The organism is Ensifer sp. ENS08, assembly GCF_014852195.1.
Classification (GTDB): domain Bacteria; phylum Pseudomonadota; class Alphaproteobacteria; order Rhizobiales; family Rhizobiaceae; genus Ensifer; species Ensifer adhaerens.
In genome coordinates this window covers 144,330-163,973 of record NZ_JACVBF010000009.1, presented here as the reverse complement: position 1 = coordinate 163,973, position 19,644 = coordinate 144,330, and the positions used below count along the sequence as shown (strand labels likewise).

The following is a 19,644-nucleotide window of genomic DNA, read 5'->3' as shown; positions in this document are numbered from 1 at the left end:
ACGTCCTTCGCTCCGCTTCCCTCCTTGCAGAACAAAGGGCCAGTTCAACGCCAGAGATCAGAAGCAAGCCACGACCATGGCCAATGACCGCCTCGAACGCTTCGCCCACAATCTCGACTGGAATCTGCTGCGCACCTTCGTCGTGCTCGTCGAGGAAGGCAGCATCACGGCCGCCGCCAACCGGTTGCTCCTGCAACAGCCGGCCGTCAGCATGGCGTTGAAGCGGTTGGAGCAAACCGTCGGCCAGAAACTCATCGACCGGCGTCCCGGGCGTTTCAACCTGACCGACGCCGGTGCGCGCCTGCATGCGCAGTGCCGCGATATCTTCGCAGCCGTCATCCGCCTGCCGAATGTTCTTGAAACCGCCGGCGAGGAGATCACCGGCCATCTCAACATCCACTCGGTCAGCCACGCGCATAATCCCGCCTGGGACCGCAAGCTCGAAAGCTTCTTTCGCCTGCACCCCAAGGTCACGCTGTCGGTCACGGTCGCAACTACCGTGGATGTGTTGAGCGCCGTCGAGCGCAATGTTGCGACCATGGGCCTATGCGACGGCAACATTCCTGACTGGCTGAACAGGCGGTTTCACGTGCGCGAGCGCTATGCGCTCTATTGCGGCAGAAGCCATCCGCTTTTTGGGGTCGAAGGCGTCGACTTCAACGACCTCAGGGGCAATCCCTATATCGCTTTCATCGCCGACGTTTTGGGCGGCCAGCACATGAACTCGGTAACCGCCGTGCGCGCGATCGGGTCTTTTGGCCAGCAGGTCCGCGCCGTCTCCTGCAATGTCGAGGAGGTGATGCGGCTGATCGCCTCCAATGTCGGCATCGGCATGCTGCCGGATCACTTGGCATCGCCAGCCGTCGCGGCGGGCCAACTGTGGCAGCTGCCGCCCTATAGCGATCTGCCCAGCACCGATGTCTTCCGCATCTCCAATCCGAATGCGATCCTCAATCCGGCAGAGGCCGCATTTCTTGCCCATGTGGCCGATACGGAGCCGCTGGACCACTGCCTCGACGATCGGGCCGACCATCATCAGGATTGATAGCCACCTTTCCAGTTATAAATTTGAACACAGATGACGCCTTGCCTATGGTCCGGCCGACAACCAACGGAGGCGGGACATGCAAGACTACGACGTGGCGATCATTGGCGCTGGAATCGCCGGCCTGTCGCTTGCCTATTTCCTGGCACCGCATCGCTCCGTCGTGGTGATCGAGCGGGAAGAAGGGCTCGGCTATCACAGCACCGGCCGCTCGGCGGCAGAGTTCGTGCTGCGCTATAACGCGCCGGAGGTCTGTGCGCTGGCGGCGATATCCAAGGGCTTTTTCGATAATCCACCCGAAGGCTTCTCGGACGTCGCGCTGCTCAAGCAGCGCGGTGGCGTCATGATCGCCAATGCCGAGAAAGTTGCCCGGTTCGAAGAGGTGTTTGCCGCGGAGAGCCGTGCCAACGCCGAAATTGAACGGCTGACCGTCGACGAGGCGATCGCGCGTGTGCCGATCCTGCGCCGCGACTATGTGGCTGCGGCCTATTACGATCCGCAATTCTGGGACATCGAAGTCGAGAACCTGCTGCAGGGTTACGTCCGGGGCGCGCGTCGCCATGGCGCGGTAATTATCGAGCGCTCGGACGTGCTGGCGCCGCGCCGGAACGGCGACCGCTGGGTGCTGGCGACGAGTGCCGGCGAAGTCAGTGCAAAGACGATCGTCAATGCTGCCGGCGGCTGGGCCGATCCCGTCGCACAATCGTTCGGCGTCGCCCCCATCGGCATCGTGCCGCATCGCCGCACCGCAATCACCGTCGACCTGCCCGAAGGCATCGACGCGCTGACGCTGCCCGAAATCAACGAGATCGATGAAGACTTCTACATGAAGCCCGAAGGCGGGCGGCTGCTTTCCTCGCCCGCTGACGCAACGCCGTGCGAGCCGGCCGACGTCCAGCCGGAGGAGATCGACATCGCCTGGGCTGCGCACTACGTCGAGGAGGCAACGACCGTGCCGGTGCGCCGCATCTTCAAGAGCTGGGCCGGCATGCGCAGCTTCTCGCCGGACAAGCTTCCGGTGATCGGCTTTGCCCGCGAGCGACCGGATTTCTTCTGGCTCGCCGGCCAGGGCGGCTACGGCATCCTCACCTCACCGGCGCTCGGCGCATTCGCCGCAAGCCTCCTCGTCGGTGCACCAGCGCCCGAGGCCTTCGAAGCGATCGGCCTCGATGCCGCAAAGTTCAGCCCGGCTCGATTGGAACGCTAGCCCGAGCAGAGTTGGCCGCAGGCGAGGAAGGCCACGCCCAGCACGATACTGCGGGCCGCGACGGGGTCGAAATACGACTGTGACGAGGTCTTCGGCAACGCCGCGATCGATGAAGGCCTGCGCGCGCTCAGCCGAAGATACCCGGGCGCGAAGTTGCCCGCTCGCTCGCGCGCGGCCCCGTCTGGAGGGCCCGCGACGCAGCAGCCCGCGGCGAGATCAAGCGCGGTTCTCGGATTGCCAGGCAGGCCTGTCGCTAGGCAGCGGCGGCCTGGGGCTGATCCGCTGAACACGCGCCCCACTCCGGCGGCACGCTCGGTGACGCCGTCCGCACGACGAGGCGTTGATGCGGCCGGCAAAACCTGACACGAATACGCGCGGGAGGACGGTTCATGTATTACGCAATCTTGGCCTACCATACAGCAGGCGTCGTCGAATCCTGGACCGAGGAGGAGGACGCAGCGCTGATGTCCGACCTGCTTGAAGTTCATGACCGGTTCGTCCAGCAGAAGGCCTTTGGCCCGGCCGCACGGCTCGGGCCTACAGAAGGTGCTGTGACGCTGAGGGGCAAGGGCGAAGGCATTGTCACCGATGGCCCCTTCGCCGAAACCAAGGAGCAATTGCTCGGCCTCTACGTCGTCGACTTCCCGGCCATCGACGCGGCAGTTGACGCCGCGCGCGAATTGCGCCGCTCCAATCCGACCGCGATCTACGAGATCCGGCCGATTGCGCTCTATGTTCCCGGCGCGACGCTGGACCCCGGTCCACAGAGCTAGCGACTGCGCCGCGACGGCGGCTCCGACCACAGATATCCGCTCGATGTTGATGCGCCCCCCTTGAAGTTGACGGGGAGCGCAGGCGCCTGCGCGAAGCCATTCAAATTTTGTTAACCAAACATGCGGGGCTGTGAACTGTAACAGAACTTACAACAAACTGACATTCCGGCTTCATGAAGCGCCGATATGGCAGGGTCATACCGATGACCGGTCTCCCCGGAAGAGGACCTGCTAGACATGTTTCAGTTGAAGAATGTAACCCGCCAGTTCGGCAAGAAGACAGCCGTGAGTTCGGTTACCTTCGACATACCGCAAGGCCAGATGGTCGGCGTGATCGGCCGCTCGGGCGCCGGCAAGTCGACGCTTCTGCGTATGATCAACCGCCTCGTCGATCTGTCATCCGGCTCGATCGTCTTCGACGGCACGGAAGTTTCGTCGCTGCGCGGTGCTGCCCTTCGCACCTGGCAGCGCGACTGCGCGATGATCTTCCAGCAGTTCAACCTGGTGCCGCGCCTCGACGTGCTCACCAACGTGCTGCTCGGGCGTCTCAACCACCGCTCGACCGTTTTGAGCATCCTCAACATGTTTACCCGTGAAGAACGCATCATGGCGATCGGCGCACTTGAGCGCCTCGGCATCGAGCAGACCGCGCTCCAGCCGGCCGGCACGCTTTCCGGCGGCCAGCAGCAGCGCGTCGCGATCGCCCGCGCGCTGATGCAGCAGCCGAAGGTTCTGCTTGCCGACGAGCCGATCGCCTCGCTCGACCCGCTGAACGCCAAGATCGTCATGGATGCGCTGCGCGATATCAACGAGCGCGATGGCATCACGGTGATCACCAACCTCCACACGCTCGATACCGCCCGCAACTATTGCGAACGCATCATCGGCATGGCGCATGGCCGCGTCGTCTTCGACGGCCAACCCAAGGATCTGACCGCGGCAGCGGTTGCCGAGATCTACGGCGCCGACACAGGCATCGAGGAATCGATGACCTCCACCAGCATCAACATTCCGGCGGCAGTACCGCAGGAAGAAACGGCATCGGCCGGCCTCAAGCCGCTGGCACTGGCCGGCATCTGACGCCCGCCATGATCGAAAGCCCGCGTCAAGGGCACCTCTTTGAAACCCAATAGGATCCGGCCAAGCCGGACACGGGAGAACCTTATGCTGAAGAAAGCTCTTCTGGGCGCCGTAGCGCTCCTCGCCCTCGTCGGCCACGCCCAGGCTGAAGACCTGAAGGAATTCCGCATCGGCATCCTCGGCGGCGAAAACGAAGCCGACCGCCTGCGCAACTTCCAGTGCCTGGTCGACAAGCTGCCGGCCGCCATTGGCGTCGAGAAGGTCTCGCTGTTCCCGGCCGCCGACTATGACGGCGTCATCCAGGGCCTGCTCGGCGGCACGCTCGACTACGCCGAACTCGGCGCTTCCGGCTACGCCAAGATCTACCTCGCCAAGGCTGACGCCGTCGAGCCGATCCTGACGACCGTTCAGACCGACGGTTCGACCGGCTACCACTCGATCATGGTTGCCCGCAAGGATTCCGGCATCACCAAGATCGAAGACCTGAAGGGCAAGAAGCTCGGCTTCGCCGACCCGGACTCGACCTCGGGCTACCTCGTCCCGCTCGTCACGCTCCCGGAAGCGATCGGCGCCCCGGTCAAGGAATTCTTCGGTGAAACCGGCTTCGGCGGCGGTCACGAAAACCTCGTTCTCGAAGTCGTCAAGGGCACCTTCGATGCCGGCACGACCTTCGGCTCGGGCGTCGGCGAATTCAAGGACGGCTACACCTCGGGCAACCTGAAGAAGATGGTCGACAAGGGCATCCTCGACATGAACGACCTGGTCGAGCTCTGGAAGTCGCCGCTGATCCCGAACGGCCCGATCGTCGTGCGCAACACGATGAACGACGACATGAAGGCGAAGTTCAAGCAGTTCATGCTGGACCTGCCGAAGACCGACGCGGCCTGCTTCTCGGCCATCCAGGGCGGTGACTTCACCGGCTACACCGAAGTCAACGCCGACTTCTACAAGCCGATCATCGACGCCCGCAAGGCGACGATCGGCGGCTGATAGACCCGCACCACTCGGGAACGCTGGCCGCCCAAACGGCCAGCGTTTCACTGTTTGAAGGGGTGCTTTCGCATCCTTCGCCGCATTGTTTTCACGCATTTTCGGGGCGGAAAACCGCTTCGCACTTTACCTGGAAATGCTCAAGAGGCCGGCGAAAGCCGGAACGGTCATGGCAACTTCCCTGCTCCCGCGACATCTGAGCGACAACGGCGCCGTCATCGAGCGTCACTGGCAGGAACTCAGTTCCCGCCGCCGGCTCTATTCCTGGCTTGGCTTCGGCGTTCTCCTCCTGGCGCTATCGGGCTCGCTCTGGTTCGCCAACGATTCCAATGCCGGCAAGTTCTTCGACCGTTTGCCGCATTTCTTCGATTTCGTCGGCGATCTCGCGCCGCGCGACGGGCTAGAAATTTTCCGCGCCATGTTCGACCTGCCCTCGCCCTATGACGATGGCAGCTTCAAGTACAACTACCCCGAGGGCCGGCTGTACCTGACCGAAAGCTTCTACATCCCCGAATACGTGCACAAGATGCTGGAGACCGTGAACATCGCGATCTTTTCGACGGTGATCGGTACGGCCTTCGGCTTCGTGCTCTGCTTCCTTGCCGCGCGCAACCTGATGCCCAATCCGTGGATCCGCGGCATCGTTCGCCGCATCATGGAAGTTCTCCGGGCCTTTCCGGAGGTGGTGATCGCCGGCTTCTTCCTCGCGATCCTCTCGCTCGGCCCCATTCCGGCGATCGCCGCTGTCTCGATCCACACGATCGGCGCGCTCGGCAAGCTCTTTTATGAAGTGGTCGAAAACGCCGACATGAAGCCGGACGAGGGCCTGCGGGCTGCCGGCGGCAACTGGATCGAGCGCGTCTGGTTTGGCATGGTGCCGCAGGTGCTGCCCAATTTCACCAGCTATTTCCTGCTGCGCCTCGAGATCAACGTGCGCGCCTCGACGATCATCGGCGCCGTCGGTGGCGGCGGCATCGGCGAATTGCTGCGCCTTTCGATCGGCCAGGGACACCAGGCCAAGACCCTTGCAATCGTCCTCCTGCTGTTTGCGACCATTTTTGCCGTCGACCAGTTTTCCGCCTGGCTTCGCCGCCGCCTCGTTGGCGAGCAGGCCTTCCAGCTTGCCCAGTAGGTGCGTACCATGACCACGACCACACGATTGAACCCGATGGAAATGGACGCGATCGCGAGCCGCCATCCCGACCTCCTCAAATCCTCGACCTCCAGCCGCGTGCGCACCGCAGCCATCGCCGGCGGCGTCGTCGCCTACCTCATCTTCAGCTGGTGGTTCTTCTCGATCGGCCACGTGCTCGGCAATGCCAACTGGGGCATCGCTGGCACCTACCTCGCCGACTGGGTTTCCTATGAGGTACGCCCGGAAATCCACGTCGCCCCCGACCGTACGATGCGTCTCAACTATCAGCGCAATTCGCCGCTCGGGCCCAATCCCAATCCGGATTGGGTGGAGCTCGACAGGCAGACGGTGACGCGCCAGGTCGAGATACCGGCCTCCACCGCGCAGGCGGTCAAGCCGAAGGCAAGCTCGTCGTTCAGCTTCATGGCGCCCGGCTCCGCGCTCGGTGGCACAGCCGCTGCCGAAACGCAGAACCGTATCGAAACCCGGACGGAAGACGTGCTGACGCGCGTCGTCGTAACCTACGACCGCTCGACCAGGATCGAGATCGCCGATGGCCTGGTGAAGGCTACCCATGGCGGTGACACGTTTGTGATGACCGTAGACGGCGTCGACACGGTGAGGCCGCAGGGCCAACTGCCCGCCTGGGCGACACAGAAGCGGCCAGGCGAAAAGATCGTGCTTGCCTTTGGCGCCACCGGGTGGGCTGAAGTGGAAGGCGACGAGGTTTCCGTCCGCAACCGCTTCTTCGGTTGGGCGAACTTCCTGTTCGACACCAACTCGCCCTTCTTCGGCAAAAGCTATGGCGAGGTCGTCGCGCTCATCACATCCGGCGAACAGATCGACCCGACGCGTTCGAACCTTTCGCTCGCCTGGAACAACATCCTCTATAACGCCGAATGGCAGCATCTGGACGTCTGGACGAAGCTGTTGCAGACGGTTGTCATGGCTTTCGTCGGCACGCTCTTTGCGTCGCTGATCGCCTTCCCGCTCTGCTTCCTTGCCGCCAGAAACATCACGCCGAGCTTCCTGACCAACCAGGTGGTCAAGCGCTTCTTCGACTTCCTGCGGTCGGTGGACATGTTCATCTGGGCACTGTTCTTCACCCGCGCCTTCGGCCCCGGACCGCTTGCCGGCATCTCCGCGATCTTCTTCACCGACACCGGTACGCTCGGCAAACTCTATTCCGAGGCGCTGGAAAACATCGATGACAAGCAGCGCGAGGGCGTGAAGTCGGTCGGAGCGACGCCGCTTGCCGTGCAGCGCTTCGGCGTGCTTCCGCAGGTGCTGCCGGTTTTTGCCAGCCAGGCGCTCTACTTCTGGGAATCGAACACTCGCTCGGCGACGATCATCGGCGCCGTCGGCGCCGGCGGTATCGGCCTCAAACTCTGGGAAGCGATGCGTACCAATTCCGATTGGGAAAATGTCGCCTATATGGTGCTTCTGATCTTGCTGGTTGTCTTTATTTTCGACAGCATCTCGAACGCGTGCCGTTCGCGCCTGATGGGCAGCAAGGCACATTGACGACAGCCAAGCATTTGCGTGTCCGCCATCATGATGTTGTCATGGAAATCGGCTAGCTGCGCATCGCATCCCGCAAACAATCGATCCGCCGCCCGGCGGACCGGTCGCTACAAGAAAGTGAAGACCGTGCGTTATGCCATCTATTTCGCGCCGCCGGCGGACGACCGGCTGTCGCAGGTCGCGTCCCGTTGGCTGGGGCGCGACGCCTTTACCGGTGAGGACCTCACGCTTCCGACGATCGCCGGGATTGACGAAGAGACGCAACGCACATTGACGGCTGACCCGCGGCGCTACGGTTTCCACGGTACGCTGAAGGCTCCCTTCGAGCTTGCCGAAGGCCGGGACGAAGACGAGCTCCTAAGTATTTTCGAGTGCTTTGCCGCCGACCTCGACCCGTTCGAGATCCCCGAAATCGTGCTGCACCAGTTGGGCCCGTTCTTCGCACTCGTGCCGTCCGCGCCTTGCGTCGACCTGCTGGATTTGGCCGAAGACGCCGTTCACCGCTTCGACCCGTTCCGCGCGCCGCTGTCGGACGCCGACTTTGCCCGCCGCAAGCCAAACAGCCTGCCTGAGCGCCAGAGGCGCTACCTCAAAGAATGGGGCTATCCCTATGTTTTCGAAGAGTTCCAGTTCCACCTGACCTTGACTGGCCCGGTGCCCACGGAAACCAGCGGCGTGATGCGTACCGCGCTCGAAACCACCTTTGCCGAGCATATCGGCAAGCCACTTCACGTCACGTCAGTCGCGCTCTTCGTCGAACCGGAGCGCGGCGCACCCTTTACTGTCCGCTCCCTGCTGCCGCTCGGCAGCGACACCCAACGAAAGATCGCATGAGATGAGCAAAGAACAGGTTTTGACCAACGCCCGCATCGTCCTCGAGGATAGTATCCTCGACGGTTCGGTGCTGATCCGCGACGGCAAGATTGCCGACATTTCCGAGGGCACGGTTGCCAGCGGCGAGGACTTTGAAGGCGACTATCTGATCCCCGGCCTCATCGAGCTGCACACCGACCACCTCGAAGCCCACTACTCGCCGCGCCCGGGCGTGCGCTGGCTGAAGATCGCGGCAATCCAGGCCCATGACGCACAGGTGGTCACCTCCGGCATCACCACGGTCTTCGACTGCCTGCGTCTCGGCTCCGACGAGGATGGCGGCTTCCAGAAGGGCGAGATGCGCAGCATGGCCGACGCGCTGGCCCAGGCCAAGGAAGAGGGTCGCCTTCGCGCCGATCACCTGATCCACCTGCGCTGCGAAGTTTCAACGTCCGACGTGCTCGATCACTACGAGGACTTCCAGAACGATCCGCAGGTCAAGCTCGTCTCGCTGATGGACCATGCGCCGGGCCAGCGCCAGTTCCAGACGATGGACCAGTACACGCTCTACTACAAAGCCAAGCGCGGCTTCTCGGACGAAGAATTCGCGCGCTTCGTCGAGCGGCAGCAGGCGTTGTCGGCCAAGTATGCCGGTCCGCACCGCACCGCGCTCGCCGAGGCCTGTGCGGCCCGCGGCATCACGATCGCCAGCCATGACGACGCGACCGTCGACCACGTCGAGGAATCGATCGGCTTCGGCATCAAGCTTGCGGAGTTCCCGACGAGCTTCGAGGCCGCCGAGGCGTCGCACCGCGCGGGCCTCAGCGTTCTGATGGGCGCGCCGAACATCGTGCGCGGCAAGTCGCACTCCGGCAACATCGCCGCCCGCGATCTCGCCGAGCGCGGCGTGCTCGACGTGCTGTCGTCGGACTATGTGCCCTTCAGTCTGATCCACGCCCCCTTCGTGCTCTCCGACGAACTCGACGCCGTCGACCTGCCAAAGGCAATCGCCATGGTGACGTCGACGCCGGCGCGTACCGTCGGTCTCGATGACCGCGGCCGCATCGGCGTCGGCCTTCGCGCCGATATCGCTCGCGTCCATCGCAAGGAAGGCATCCCGGTCGTGCGCTCCGTCTGGCGCGAAGGACGGCGTGTCGCATGAGCGCGAACAACCAGGGCGGCGCGCTTGTCGTCGTCGTTGGACCAAGCGGCGCCGGCAAGGACAGCGTCATGGGCTTTGCCGCCCGGCATTTTGCGGATTGTCATGACGTGCATTTCGTCCGCCGCGTCATCACCCGTCCGTCGGATGCCGGCAGTGAGGTGCATGAAAGCGTCTCGGAAGACGAGTTCGTCGAGATGCAGAAGGACGGCGCCTTCGCCGTTTTCTGGGATGCGCATGGGCTGAAATACGGCATCCCCGCCGTCGTGCTCAGGAATGTCAGGGACGGCATGACGGCGATCGTCAATGGCAGCCGTGGTGCCCTGCCGGCGTTCCGCGAAGCCTTCGGCGAGATCGCCGTCGTCGTTGTTACAGCCGAGACGCCGGTGCTTGCAAAGCGGCTTGCCGAACGCGGCCGCGAAAGTGAAGAGGAAGTTTTGCGGCGCCTCAGCCGCCAGGCTCCTGACGTGACCTCAGGCCCGGATGTCAGCGTGATCGACAACAGCGGTCGCCTCGACATTGCCGGAAATCGCTTCGTCGAGGTGGTTGAACGGCTGCGCACTAAGGCGGATCACCCGGTTTAGCGTGATCTGTTTTCGCGGCCCGGCAGGGTTCCGGGTCGCGGGCACGCGTCGCGATCCCCATTCCAAGGACACAGACAAAGGTTCCGAACCTCAGGGCTCGGGGCCTTTTCTTTTTGCCTGCCGTGTTGACGAACCCGGGGGGAGAAATTCTGGAGAAATCAGAGTTCTACGGCCATCTCCTCAAAGCCCCCGCTCTGTTTCACTCGGCCGATCACCCTTTCCTTTTCCGCAGGCTCCATAAATTTCCCCTTGTGGAGCGGATTAATATGTATATACATTATATTCAGTGGAGGCGACCTAATGAAAGAACTCTCGACCCGCAGGCAGACATCCGGCATCTGGCGCAATGTGCGTCTCTTGACGCTTGGCGAAACCGTTGACGGTCTTGGCCCCGTCGAGAATGCGGCCGTTGCGGTCGTCGATGGGCGTATCGCCTATGCCGGGCCGGAGAACGGACTGCCTGCCGACCTCGCACGCAGCCTCGAAGCGACGGACTACGAGGGCCGCGTAGTGACGCCCGCTCTCATCGACTGCCACACCCATCTCGTTCATGGCGGCAACCGCGCCCGCGAATTCCAGATGCGCCTCGAAGGCGCCACCTATGAAGAGATTGCGCGCGCCGGTGGCGGCATCGTTTCCTCGGTCAAGGCGACCAATGCGATGACCGTCGACCAGCTTGTCGAAAGCGCCCTGCCGCGGCTCGACACGCTTCTTGCCGAAGGCGTCTCGACCGTCGAAATCAAATCCGGCTACGGACTGAACGTCACGGCCGAGCTCAACATGCTGCGGGCCGCCCGCAAACTCGAAACGCTGCGGCCAGTGCGCGTTGTGACGAGCTATCTCGCCGCACACGCAACGCCTGTGGACTACAAGGGCCGCAACGATGACTACGTCACCGATGTCGTGCTGCCCGGCCTCGACGCCGCCCATGCCGAAGGCCTGGTCGATGCGGTCGACGGTTTCTGCGAGGGCATCGCGTTTTCGACTGCCGAGATCGCCCGCGTCTTTGACCGCGCCAAGGCACTCGGCCTGCCGGTCAAGCTGCACGCAGAACAGCTCTCCAACCTTGGCGGCGCAAAGCTCGCGGCCTCCTACGGCGCGCTTTCGGCCGACCACCTCGAATATCTCGACGCCGAAGGGGCTGCGGCCCTGGCCAAATCAGGTACGGTCGCCGTGCTTTTGCCCGGCGCCTTCTATGCGCTGCGCGAAGAGCGCCTGCCGCCGGTCCAGGCTTTGCGTGATGCCGGCGCGCGTATCGCGATCGCCACCGACTGCAATCCCGGCACCTCGCCGCTGACCTCGCTGCTTCTCACCATGAACATGTCGGCGACGTTCTTCCGGCTGACGGTTGCCGAATGCCTTGCCGGTGCGACGCGCGAAGCCGCCCGCGCGCTTGGCCTACTGGCCGAAACCGGCACGATCGAAGTCGGAAAATCCGCCGATCTGGCAATCTGGAACATCGAGGATCCGGCCGAGCTCGTCTACCGCATCGGCTTCAATCCGCTTCATGAACGCATCTTTAGAGGGCAAAGGATCGGTCAATGACCATCACTCTACACCCGGGCTCCGTGCCCCTCCGCGATCTCGAAACCATTTACTGGACCGGCGAGCCGGCCCGCCTCGATCCGTCCTTTGACGCCGGCATCAACAAGGCTGCCGCCCGCATTGCCGAGATCGTCGCCGGTAACGCGCCGGTCTACGGCATCAACACCGGCTTCGGCAAACTCGCCTCGATCAAGATCGACAGCGCCGACGTTGCAACGCTGCAGCGCAACCTGATCCTGTCACATTGCTGCGGCGTCGGCGAGCCGCTCGCCGAGAACGTCGTTCGCCTCATCCTGTCGCTGAAGCTCGTCTCGCTCGGTCGCGGCGCCTCCGGCGTCCGCCTCGAACTCGTGCGGCTGATCGAAGCCATGCTCGAAAAGGGCGTCATCCCTGTCATTCCCGAAAAGGGCTCGGTCGGCGCCTCCGGCGACCTCGCCCCGCTCGCCCATATGGCCGCAGTCATGATGGGCCACGGCGAAGCTTATTTCGAAGGCCGTCGCATGTCCGGCGGCGAAGCGCTGTCCGCCGCCGGCCTCAAACCGGTGGTGCTGGCGGCCAAGGAAGGCCTTGCGCTGATCAACGGCACCCAGACGTCGACGGCGCTGGCACTCGCCGGTCTCTTCCGCGCCCATCGTGCCGCACAGGCGGCACTCATCACCGGGGCCATGTCGACCGATGCGGCCATGGGCTCGTCAGCGCCCTTCCATCCGGATATCCATACGTTGCGCGGTCATCGCGGCCAGATCGATACGGCCGCGGCTCTCCGCGCGCTGCTTGCCGGTTCGGCAATCCGCGAAAGCCACATCGAAGGCGATGAGCGCGTGCAGGATCCCTATTGCATCCGCTGCCAGCCGCAGGTCGACGGCGCCTGCCTCGATCTGCTGCGCTCGGTCGCCCGCGTGCTTGAAACCGAAGCCAACGCCGTCACCGACAACCCGCTCGTTCTTTCTGACAACTCGGTCGTCTCCGGCGGCAACTTCCACGCCGAGCCGGTTGCCTTTGCCGCCGACCAGATCGCCCTTGCCGTCTGCGAGATCGGCGCGATCTCGCAGCGCCGCATCGCGCTGCTCGTAGACCCGGCTCTCTCCTACGGCCTGCCGGCCTTCCTCGCCAAGAAGCCGGGCCTGAACTCTGGTCTGATGATCGCGGAAGTCACCTCGGCGGCGCTGATGTCGGAGAACAAGCAGCTCTCGCATCCGGCGTCTGTCGACTCGACGCCGACGTCGGCGAACCAGGAAGACCACGTTTCCATGGCCTGCCACGGCGCGCGCCGCCTGCTGCAGATGACCGAGAACCTGTTCTCAATCGTCGGCATCGAAGCACTGACCGCCGTCCAAGGCGTCGAATTCCGCGCGCCGCTCGCCACGAGCCCTGAATTGCAGAAGGCCGCTGCCGCCCTTCGCGCCGTCTCGCCGACGATCGAAGAGGACCGCTACATGGCCAACGACCTCAAGGCCGCCGGCGACCTCATCGCCTCGGGCCGTCTGAACGCCGCCGTCTCCGCCGGCATCCTGCCAAGCCTGGAGGCCTGAAATGGCGGTCGTCGAAGTCAGACAAGGCAACTCGCCGGTCATTCTCGGCTTTCCGCATACCGGCACCGACGTGCCGGCTGCGATCTGGGATCGGCTGAACAATAACGGTCGCATCCTCGCCGATGCCGACTGGCATATCCATCAACTTTATGATGGCCTGCTGCCGGAGGTGACCGTCGTTCGCGCCACCTTCCACCGCTACGTGATCGACGCCAACCGCGATCCCGAGGGCGTCAGCCTCTATCCCGGCCAGAACACGACCGGATTGATCCCGGAAACGGATTTCGACGGCAAGCCGATCTGGAAGGACGGAGAGGCACCGACCGAAGCGGATATCGCCGAACGGCTCCGGTCATTCCATGCGCCCTATCACGCGGCCCTTGCCGCCGAGATCGAGCGGGTCAAGGCGATCCATGGCGTGGTCGTGCTTTATGACTGCCACTCGATCCGCTCGCGCATTCCGTTCCTGTTCGAAGGCAAGCTGCCGGATCTCAACATCGGCACCGACATGGGCAAGACCTGCGCGCCTGACATCGAGAAGGCGACGGCCGAAATCGCTGCCGCTGCGGAAGGTTACAGCAGCATTCTCAACGGCCGCTTCAAGGGCGGCTGGACGACCCGCCACTATGGCCGCCCGGAAACCGGCGTGCATGCCATCCAGATGGAGCTCGCGCAATCGACCCATCTCGCCGCCGAAGAGCTGCCTTTCGCGCTCGACGCCACACGATCCGCCCTGTTGCGAAAGCCGCTGGGTGCGATCCTGAACCGCATCGAAACCATCGCATTTGACCTCAAGACACTGACAGGGAGCGAGGCATGACCATCAACAATCCGCGCCACAATATTCGCGACGTGCGCGCCCCTCTGGGCACCACGCTCAATGCCAAGAGCTGGCTGACCGAAGCGCCGCTGCGCATGCTGATGAACAATCTGGACCCGAACGTCGCGGAAAACCCGCACGAGCTGGTCGTCTACGGCGGCATCGGTCGTGCCGCCCGCACGTGGGCCGATTTCGACAAGATCGTAGAGACGCTGAAGGACCTCAACGACGACGAAACCTTGATGGTGCAGTCGGGCAAGCCGGTCGGCGTGTTCCGCACCCACAAGGATGCGCCCCGCGTTCTCATCGCCAACTCCAACCTCGTGCCGCACTGGGCGACCTGGGATCACTTCAACGAGCTGGATAAGAAGGGTCTCGCCATGTACGGCCAGATGACCGCCGGCTCGTGGATCTATATCGGCACGCAAGGCATCGTTCAGGGCACCTACGAAACCTTCGTCGAAGCCGGTCGTCAGCACTATGGCGACAACCTTAAGGGCAAGTGGGTGCTGACCGGCGGCCTCGGCGGCATGGGTGGCGCCCAGCCGCTCGCCGCCGTCATGGCAGGCGCTTCGTGCCTGGCCGTCGAATGCAACCCGGACTCGATCGATTTCCGCCTGCGCACCCGCTACCTCGACGAAAAGGCCGAGACGCTGGACGAAGCGATGGAGATGATCGCCCGCTGGACGAAGAACGGCGAAGCCAAGTCCGTCGGCCTGCTCGGCAACACCGCCGAAATCCTGCCGGAGATGGTCCGTCGCGGCATCCGCCCGGACATGGTCACCGACCAGACCTCTGCGCACGACCCGGTCAACGGTTACCTGCCGAAGGGCTGGACCATGGGCCAGTGGAAGGAAAAGCGCGTCAGCGATCCGAAGGCCGTCGAAAAGGCCGCGCGCGCCTCGATGCGCGACCACGTCGAAGCGATGATCGCCTTCCAGGACATGGGCATCCCGACCTTCGACTACGGCAACAACATCCGCCAGATGGCCAAGGAAGAAGGCCTCGAAAACGCCTTTGCCTTCCCGGGCTTCGTTCCGGCCTATATCCGCCCGCTCTTTTGCCGCGGCGTTGGCCCGTTCCGCTGGGCGGCCCTGTCCGGCGATCCGGAAGACATCTACAAGACCGACGCCAAGGTCAAGGAACTGCTGCCCGACAACAAGCACCTGCACAACTGGCTGGACATGGCACGTGAGCGCATCGCCTTCCAGGGCCTGCCGGCGCGCATCTGCTGGGTCGGACTCGGCGATCGCCACCGCCTCGGCCTCGCCTTCAACGAAATGGTCAAGAACGGCGAACTGAAGGCGCCGGTCGTCATCGGCCGCGACCACCTCGATTCCGGCTCGGTCGCCTCGCCGAACCGCGAGACCGAAGCGATGAAGGACGGCTCGGACGCTGTTTCGGACTGGCCGCTGCTCAACGCCCTGCTCAACACCGCATCGGGCGCCACCTGGGTGTCGCTGCACCACGGCGGCGGCGTCGGAATGGGCTTCTCGCAGCATTCGGGCGTCGTCATCTGCGCCGATGGTACCGACGATGCGGCCAAGCGCCTCGAACGCGTGCTCTGGAACGACCCGGCAACCGGCGTCATGCGCCATGCCGATGCGGGCTACGACATTGCGCTCGATTGCGCCAAGGAAAAGGGCCTGCGCCTGCCGGGCATTCTCGGCAACTGATCCGCTCTCGACCGACATACTCACGGACGTACTGATTGGGGCGCCGAAAGGCGCCCCAATCACTTTTTGATGAGACTAGCGTCAGGACTGCGTCTTCCTCGCTCCGGCGCCTTGCAGCTGTTGATAGCAATGCTAGAAAAATCGAGATGCCATCGCATTGCTGGCGACGCGTTGCAGAACATCTCTGTTCGCTCACGCGAGCGCTGGTTTTTTATGAGAAGGCTTCATGCGCTAGGGCGGGTACGGGAGAAGAACCATTAGACATCTTATGTTTGCCACCGGGCTTCTTGCGAGCGTCTTTGTTGCCTCGTCTGCGGTCGCTCAAAACGTGAGTTTCTTCGGCCCTGTTCGCAATGGAGAACGGCACTTTACCGCCTTCCCGGAATTTATCGGCGTCGGAATGAGCCAAGGGGAGACCAAGAAGAGGGACGTGGTCTTCTCGACAATTCAAATGATCGCCATGGCCGCCGGAATTGAGACCAAGGCCCAACCGGGCCTCGGAAGAAACACCATCGGCGTGATCTTCAGAAAGGACGTCGTCAAGAATGGCCGGGTCGACGTCAGCAAAATTGAAGATTTCGGCTTCGACCCCTACTACGAGCGGTTGCTGAACGATACTGCAGCAACTGGCGTACCAAATTGCGCTTCCGCCGTGAACTATTCCGCGGAAGGGCGATTTGACCGCGCTGTCATCGTTGCAAACAGCGATGTCCCCGATCAGGAATTGGCGACCTGCGTGGCGCAGGCCCAGGCGCACGCTTTGGGGATAGCCACGTTTACCTCCAGCAAGACCGACTTTTCGCGCTTCTTCGCGAGGATCATGATCCTCGCCGATCAAAAGAAGAGATGTCTCCAGGACAACCAGACAAAGTTCACCTGCAGTTTTGTCGATGAGCCCTGGGACTAATTCACGAGCGGCGGACTGTTTTCTTCCCTGTTTTATCGCCGTCGAGCGCGAGCAGCAGCACCAGCCCGGCAAGGCCTGCGGCGCCGCCAAGCAGCGCCGTGCCCGAATAGTCGCTGATCCGCGTGCCGAGCGCAAAAAGCCCGGCGCAAAGGCCGCCGCTCAGGAAGAGGTTCACGGCGAGCAATGAGCTTCCGAGGCCCGGGCGGTCGGCAATCAGGTCCTGGAGGTAGCTGATCGGGATCGTGATCAACGCGGCGGCACCAAAGGCACTGATCACGGTGAGCGCGTAGATCTGCCAGGTCGCCGTCGAGAAGCCGAGCAGCACCATGTAGCCGATGTAGATCGCGGTTCCGAGCGCCAGCGCCTTGAATGGAACAAGGCTCAGCTGGATGCGCGCCCAGACGAAGATGAACACGACTTCGAGGAAAGCGACGATCCCAACGATGATGCCGATATCGGTGACGCTGCCGCCGATCTCGTCGGTCATGATCAGGGGCAGCACGGCGGCGTTGACGTGCAGCGACGAGGTGATGATCGCAACGGCGATGACGCGCAGGAAAATCCCCGGCGCCAGGATCTCCCGAAAAGACGTCCAGTAAGAAAGCCGCTTGCCGAGCGATGCGTCGGCCCCATTTTCGTTGGGCAGTTTAAAATAGACGATCAGCAGATTGGCGAGGCAGCCGAGACAGGCGAGCAGATAGGCCGGCAGCATGCTGTCGCCGCCGGCGAGTGCAAAGCCGACCAGTCCTGGCACCAGAACCCAGGACACTGATATGGCCGCGCGGGCGCCCGTCGTGAGCGAGGCAGCGTCATGGCCGCTCATCCGCCGGGCGATGCTGCGCACATTGGCAAAGAGCAGCGTGTAGACCGCGCCGTAGATCGGCAACAGCAACAAGACGCTAACGACGAAGCTCATCTGATGCGGGAGCACATAGACGATGCCGTAGCCGACAACGCCGAAAAAGATCGCCGTCGACATCAGCAGCCGGCAGTTGCCGACGCGATCGGCCAGAATGCCGATCGAAACACTGACGATGACGTTCACCGTCGAGGCAAGCAGGATCAGCAGCGAATAGACGGCATCGCTGAGCCCCAGCTCGTTGATGCCGACGACGGACTGGTAGGGCGAGGTGGCCGCACCGGCAAACCCGAACAGGAAGATTGCCAGCATGCTGATCCGCATGGCCGGGTTGCGCATGGCGCTGAGAATGGTGGAGGTCATGCTAGAATGTGTCCGCGAAGCGGGTGGAGGATATCGCACAATCGCTTAAATTGTGATCGATTTAAGGACGGTGTTATGCGGAAGGCTAAGGCGTTTCAGCGCCCATGCGCGTCGAACGACGCGCGGTGCTTTGAGGGAAGCCCCTACCCGAAACTCGGGTAGGAAATGTGCGAAGCATGTCTCAGGCGCCGCTCGACCAACGCGCCGAAAAGCGGGCGACGGGTTCAAAGGAAAAGTCCTGATCGAAGGGGTAGGCCGGCCGCTGACGGCGGAGGCTCGCGAGCCCTTGGATGTCCTGATTGACGACCCCTTCGGTCAGGGCCATCAGGTTGGGGTTGGCGATCGGCGCCAGTTCGGGCGACAGGTAGCCCGATTTGACGACGAGCAGCCGCACCGCCTCAGGGTCGAGGCCCAGCCGCCGGAAGTCCTCGATGTTGTGGTAGGGCCTGCGCCGTGCCGCGATAACGACATCGATCGCGCCGACCCGCACCACCGCCTGCCGCTCTTTCGCAGGCCCGGGATCATCCAGCGTGACGACCTCGGCCAGCATCTCCGCACGGGGGCTTGCCGGATCGAGGCTGCCGCCGATCTTGAGCATCAACGTTTCGCCGACCCCAGCGGCAAAGCAGGCTTCGACCGCCGGCAGGTCCGTGATGCCGGCGATCAACGCGCCCCGCCAGCCGCGGGCGAGCAGCGCCTTCAGCACGTCTGCGCGATCACCAACGCCGCCGCCGGTCGGGTTGTCGCCGGAGTCCGCAAGAATGATCGGCGTCGTCGTCGCCCGCTCGGCGATATCCAGCATTTCGTTGAGCGGTCCGGTGACCGGACCGAAGCGGAAGTTTCGACGTTCCGACCAGTAGCCCGCGGCAATCTCTTCCGCTGCCCGTTTGGCCGCCGCCCTGTCGGTGGCCGTTACGACCGCACAGGCGGTCGCCCGCGGCTCGTCGGCCCAGACGTAGCCCACCATCAGGTTGGCATCGAGAACGCCCGGCCGCTTATCGATCTCGGGCAGTTGCACGTAGAGCGACTTTGCCGGCTCGTCCTCGGTCGAGGTGCATTCGCCGGGAAGCAGGACCGGGACCGGTGCCCAGGCGATGCCCGGGCGCGTCCCGTCTCTCAGCGCAGATACCAGCATCGACCAGGCACGGGTCATGGTCTCCGGCGTATCGATATGCGGCGCGGTGCGGTAGGCGGCAAAAATATCGAGCTGGTCGATGATCTCCTGGCTGACATTGCCATGCAGGTCGTAGCTCGCCGCCACCGGGCAATTGGGACCGACGACAGCGCGGGCGGCGGAGATCCAGTCGCCTTCGGCGTCGTCCATCCCGTCGACCTTGATGGCGCCATGCATGGCGAGATAAAGCCCGTCGATCGGCAGCGCGTCACGCAGCATTTCGAGGAACTCGGCCTTGAAGGCGTCGTAGGTTGGGCGCGACACGGGGCCGCCGGGCACGGCGCGGGCATGCAAAAGCGGCAGATGCTCGACACCCTCGGCCTTCATGAAACTGAAGTACTCGGCGTCCAGCAGCGTTTGGCCGCGCAGAACGCGAAAATCTTCCTCTGTCATCAGAACAGGCGAATAGGTGCTGCATTCGGTATGGATGCCACCAACGGCGATGCGCATGAGCGTTC

17 protein-coding genes are annotated in these 19,644 nt (G+C 63.3%); 15 read left to right on the top strand and 2 right to left on the bottom strand.

What is annotated here, in order from left to right:
* Positions 1-76 precede the first annotated feature (76 nt).
* From IB272_RS20350 to IB272_RS20280, 15 genes are all read left to right on the top strand, one after another.
* The gene (locus tag IB272_RS20350) at positions 77-1,045 is read left to right on the top strand and encodes a LysR family transcriptional regulator (RefSeq protein ID WP_060530317.1); all 969 of its coding nucleotides are present in this window, start codon (positions 77-79) and stop codon (positions 1,043-1,045) included.
* A 79-nt stretch (positions 1,046-1,124) separates the two neighbouring features.
* On the top strand, positions 1,125-2,252 hold the full coding sequence (locus IB272_RS20345; RefSeq protein WP_192444822.1) for an FAD-binding oxidoreductase: 1,128 nt from the start codon (positions 1,125-1,127) through the stop codon (positions 2,250-2,252).
* Between the two features lie 389 nt (positions 2,253-2,641).
* Positions 2,642-3,025: a YciI family protein gene (locus tag IB272_RS20340; RefSeq protein ID WP_090295868.1), complete on the top strand. Its 384-nt coding sequence runs from the start codon at positions 2,642-2,644 to the stop codon at positions 3,023-3,025.
* Between the two features lie 237 nt (positions 3,026-3,262).
* Positions 3,263-4,105, top strand: a complete 843-nt coding sequence (phnC, locus tag IB272_RS20335; protein WP_034799588.1) for a phosphonate ABC transporter ATP-binding protein — start codon at positions 3,263-3,265, stop codon at positions 4,103-4,105.
* An 84-nt stretch (positions 4,106-4,189) separates the two neighbouring features.
* Positions 4,190-5,095 (top strand): phosphonate ABC transporter substrate-binding protein, encoded by a 906-nt coding sequence (gene phnD, locus IB272_RS20330; RefSeq protein WP_034799586.1) that lies wholly within the window; start codon positions 4,190-4,192, stop codon positions 5,093-5,095.
* Between the two features lie 169 nt (positions 5,096-5,264).
* Positions 5,265-6,227 carry a phosphonate ABC transporter, permease protein PhnE gene (phnE, locus tag IB272_RS20325; protein ID WP_060518329.1) on the top strand — a complete coding sequence of 321 codons (963 nt, stop codon included), beginning with the start codon at positions 5,265-5,267 and terminating at the stop codon, positions 6,225-6,227.
* Positions 6,228-6,236: 9 nt separating this feature from the next.
* Complete coding sequence (gene phnE / locus IB272_RS20320; RefSeq protein ID WP_192444820.1) at positions 6,237-7,754, top strand: phosphonate ABC transporter, permease protein PhnE; 1,518 nt, start codon at positions 6,237-6,239, stop codon at positions 7,752-7,754.
* A 126-nt stretch (positions 7,755-7,880) separates the two neighbouring features.
* The gene (locus IB272_RS20315; RefSeq protein WP_060518331.1) at positions 7,881-8,588 is read left to right on the top strand and encodes a DUF1045 domain-containing protein; all 708 of its coding nucleotides are present in this window, start codon (positions 7,881-7,883) and stop codon (positions 8,586-8,588) included.
* 1 nt (position 8,589) lies between these two features.
* A complete protein-coding gene (locus IB272_RS20310) occupies positions 8,590-9,729 on the top strand; it encodes an alpha-D-ribose 1-methylphosphonate 5-triphosphate diphosphatase (RefSeq protein ID WP_060530314.1) in 1,140 nt (379 codons plus the stop codon).
* Positions 9,726-10,310: a phosphonate metabolism protein/1,5-bisphosphokinase (PRPP-forming) PhnN gene (gene phnN / locus IB272_RS20305; RefSeq protein WP_192444818.1), complete on the top strand. Its 585-nt coding sequence runs from the start codon at positions 9,726-9,728 to the stop codon at positions 10,308-10,310. The genes IB272_RS20310 and phnN overlap by 4 nt, the downstream gene beginning before the upstream one ends.
* 300 nt (positions 10,311-10,610) lie before the next feature.
* Entirely contained in the window at positions 10,611-11,855 is a 1,245-nt protein-coding gene (hutI, locus tag IB272_RS20300; RefSeq protein WP_192444816.1) for an imidazolonepropionase, read from the top strand.
* Positions 11,852-13,387 (top strand): histidine ammonia-lyase, encoded by a 1,536-nt coding sequence (gene hutH, locus IB272_RS20295; RefSeq protein ID WP_060530312.1) that lies wholly within the window; start codon positions 11,852-11,854, stop codon positions 13,385-13,387. The genes hutI and hutH overlap by 4 nt, the downstream gene beginning before the upstream one ends.
* Position 13,388: 1 nt before the next feature.
* Positions 13,389-14,207 carry an N-formylglutamate deformylase gene (hutG, locus tag IB272_RS20290; protein ID WP_192444814.1) on the top strand — a complete coding sequence of 273 codons (819 nt, stop codon included), beginning with the start codon at positions 13,389-13,391 and terminating at the stop codon, positions 14,205-14,207.
* A 2-nt stretch (positions 14,208-14,209) separates the two neighbouring features.
* Entirely contained in the window at positions 14,210-15,883 is a 1,674-nt protein-coding gene (gene hutU, locus IB272_RS20285) for a urocanate hydratase (protein ID WP_192444890.1), read from the top strand.
* Between the two features lie 268 nt (positions 15,884-16,151).
* A complete protein-coding gene (locus IB272_RS20280) occupies positions 16,152-16,790 on the top strand; it encodes a hypothetical protein (protein ID WP_192444812.1) in 639 nt (212 codons plus the stop codon).
* A 1-nt stretch (position 16,791) separates the two neighbouring features.
* On the opposite strand, the gene IB272_RS20275 is transcribed toward IB272_RS20280, so the two are convergent.
* On the bottom strand, positions 16,792-18,012 hold the full coding sequence (locus tag IB272_RS20275; protein ID WP_192444810.1) for an MFS transporter: 1,221 nt from the start codon (positions 18,010-18,012) through the stop codon (positions 16,792-16,794).
* A 181-nt stretch (positions 18,013-18,193) separates the two neighbouring features.
* Positions 18,194-19,636 (bottom strand): M81 family metallopeptidase, encoded by a 1,443-nt coding sequence (locus IB272_RS20270; RefSeq protein ID WP_034799565.1) that lies wholly within the window; start codon positions 19,634-19,636, stop codon positions 18,194-18,196.
* Between the last annotated feature and the right edge of the window lie 8 nt (positions 19,637-19,644).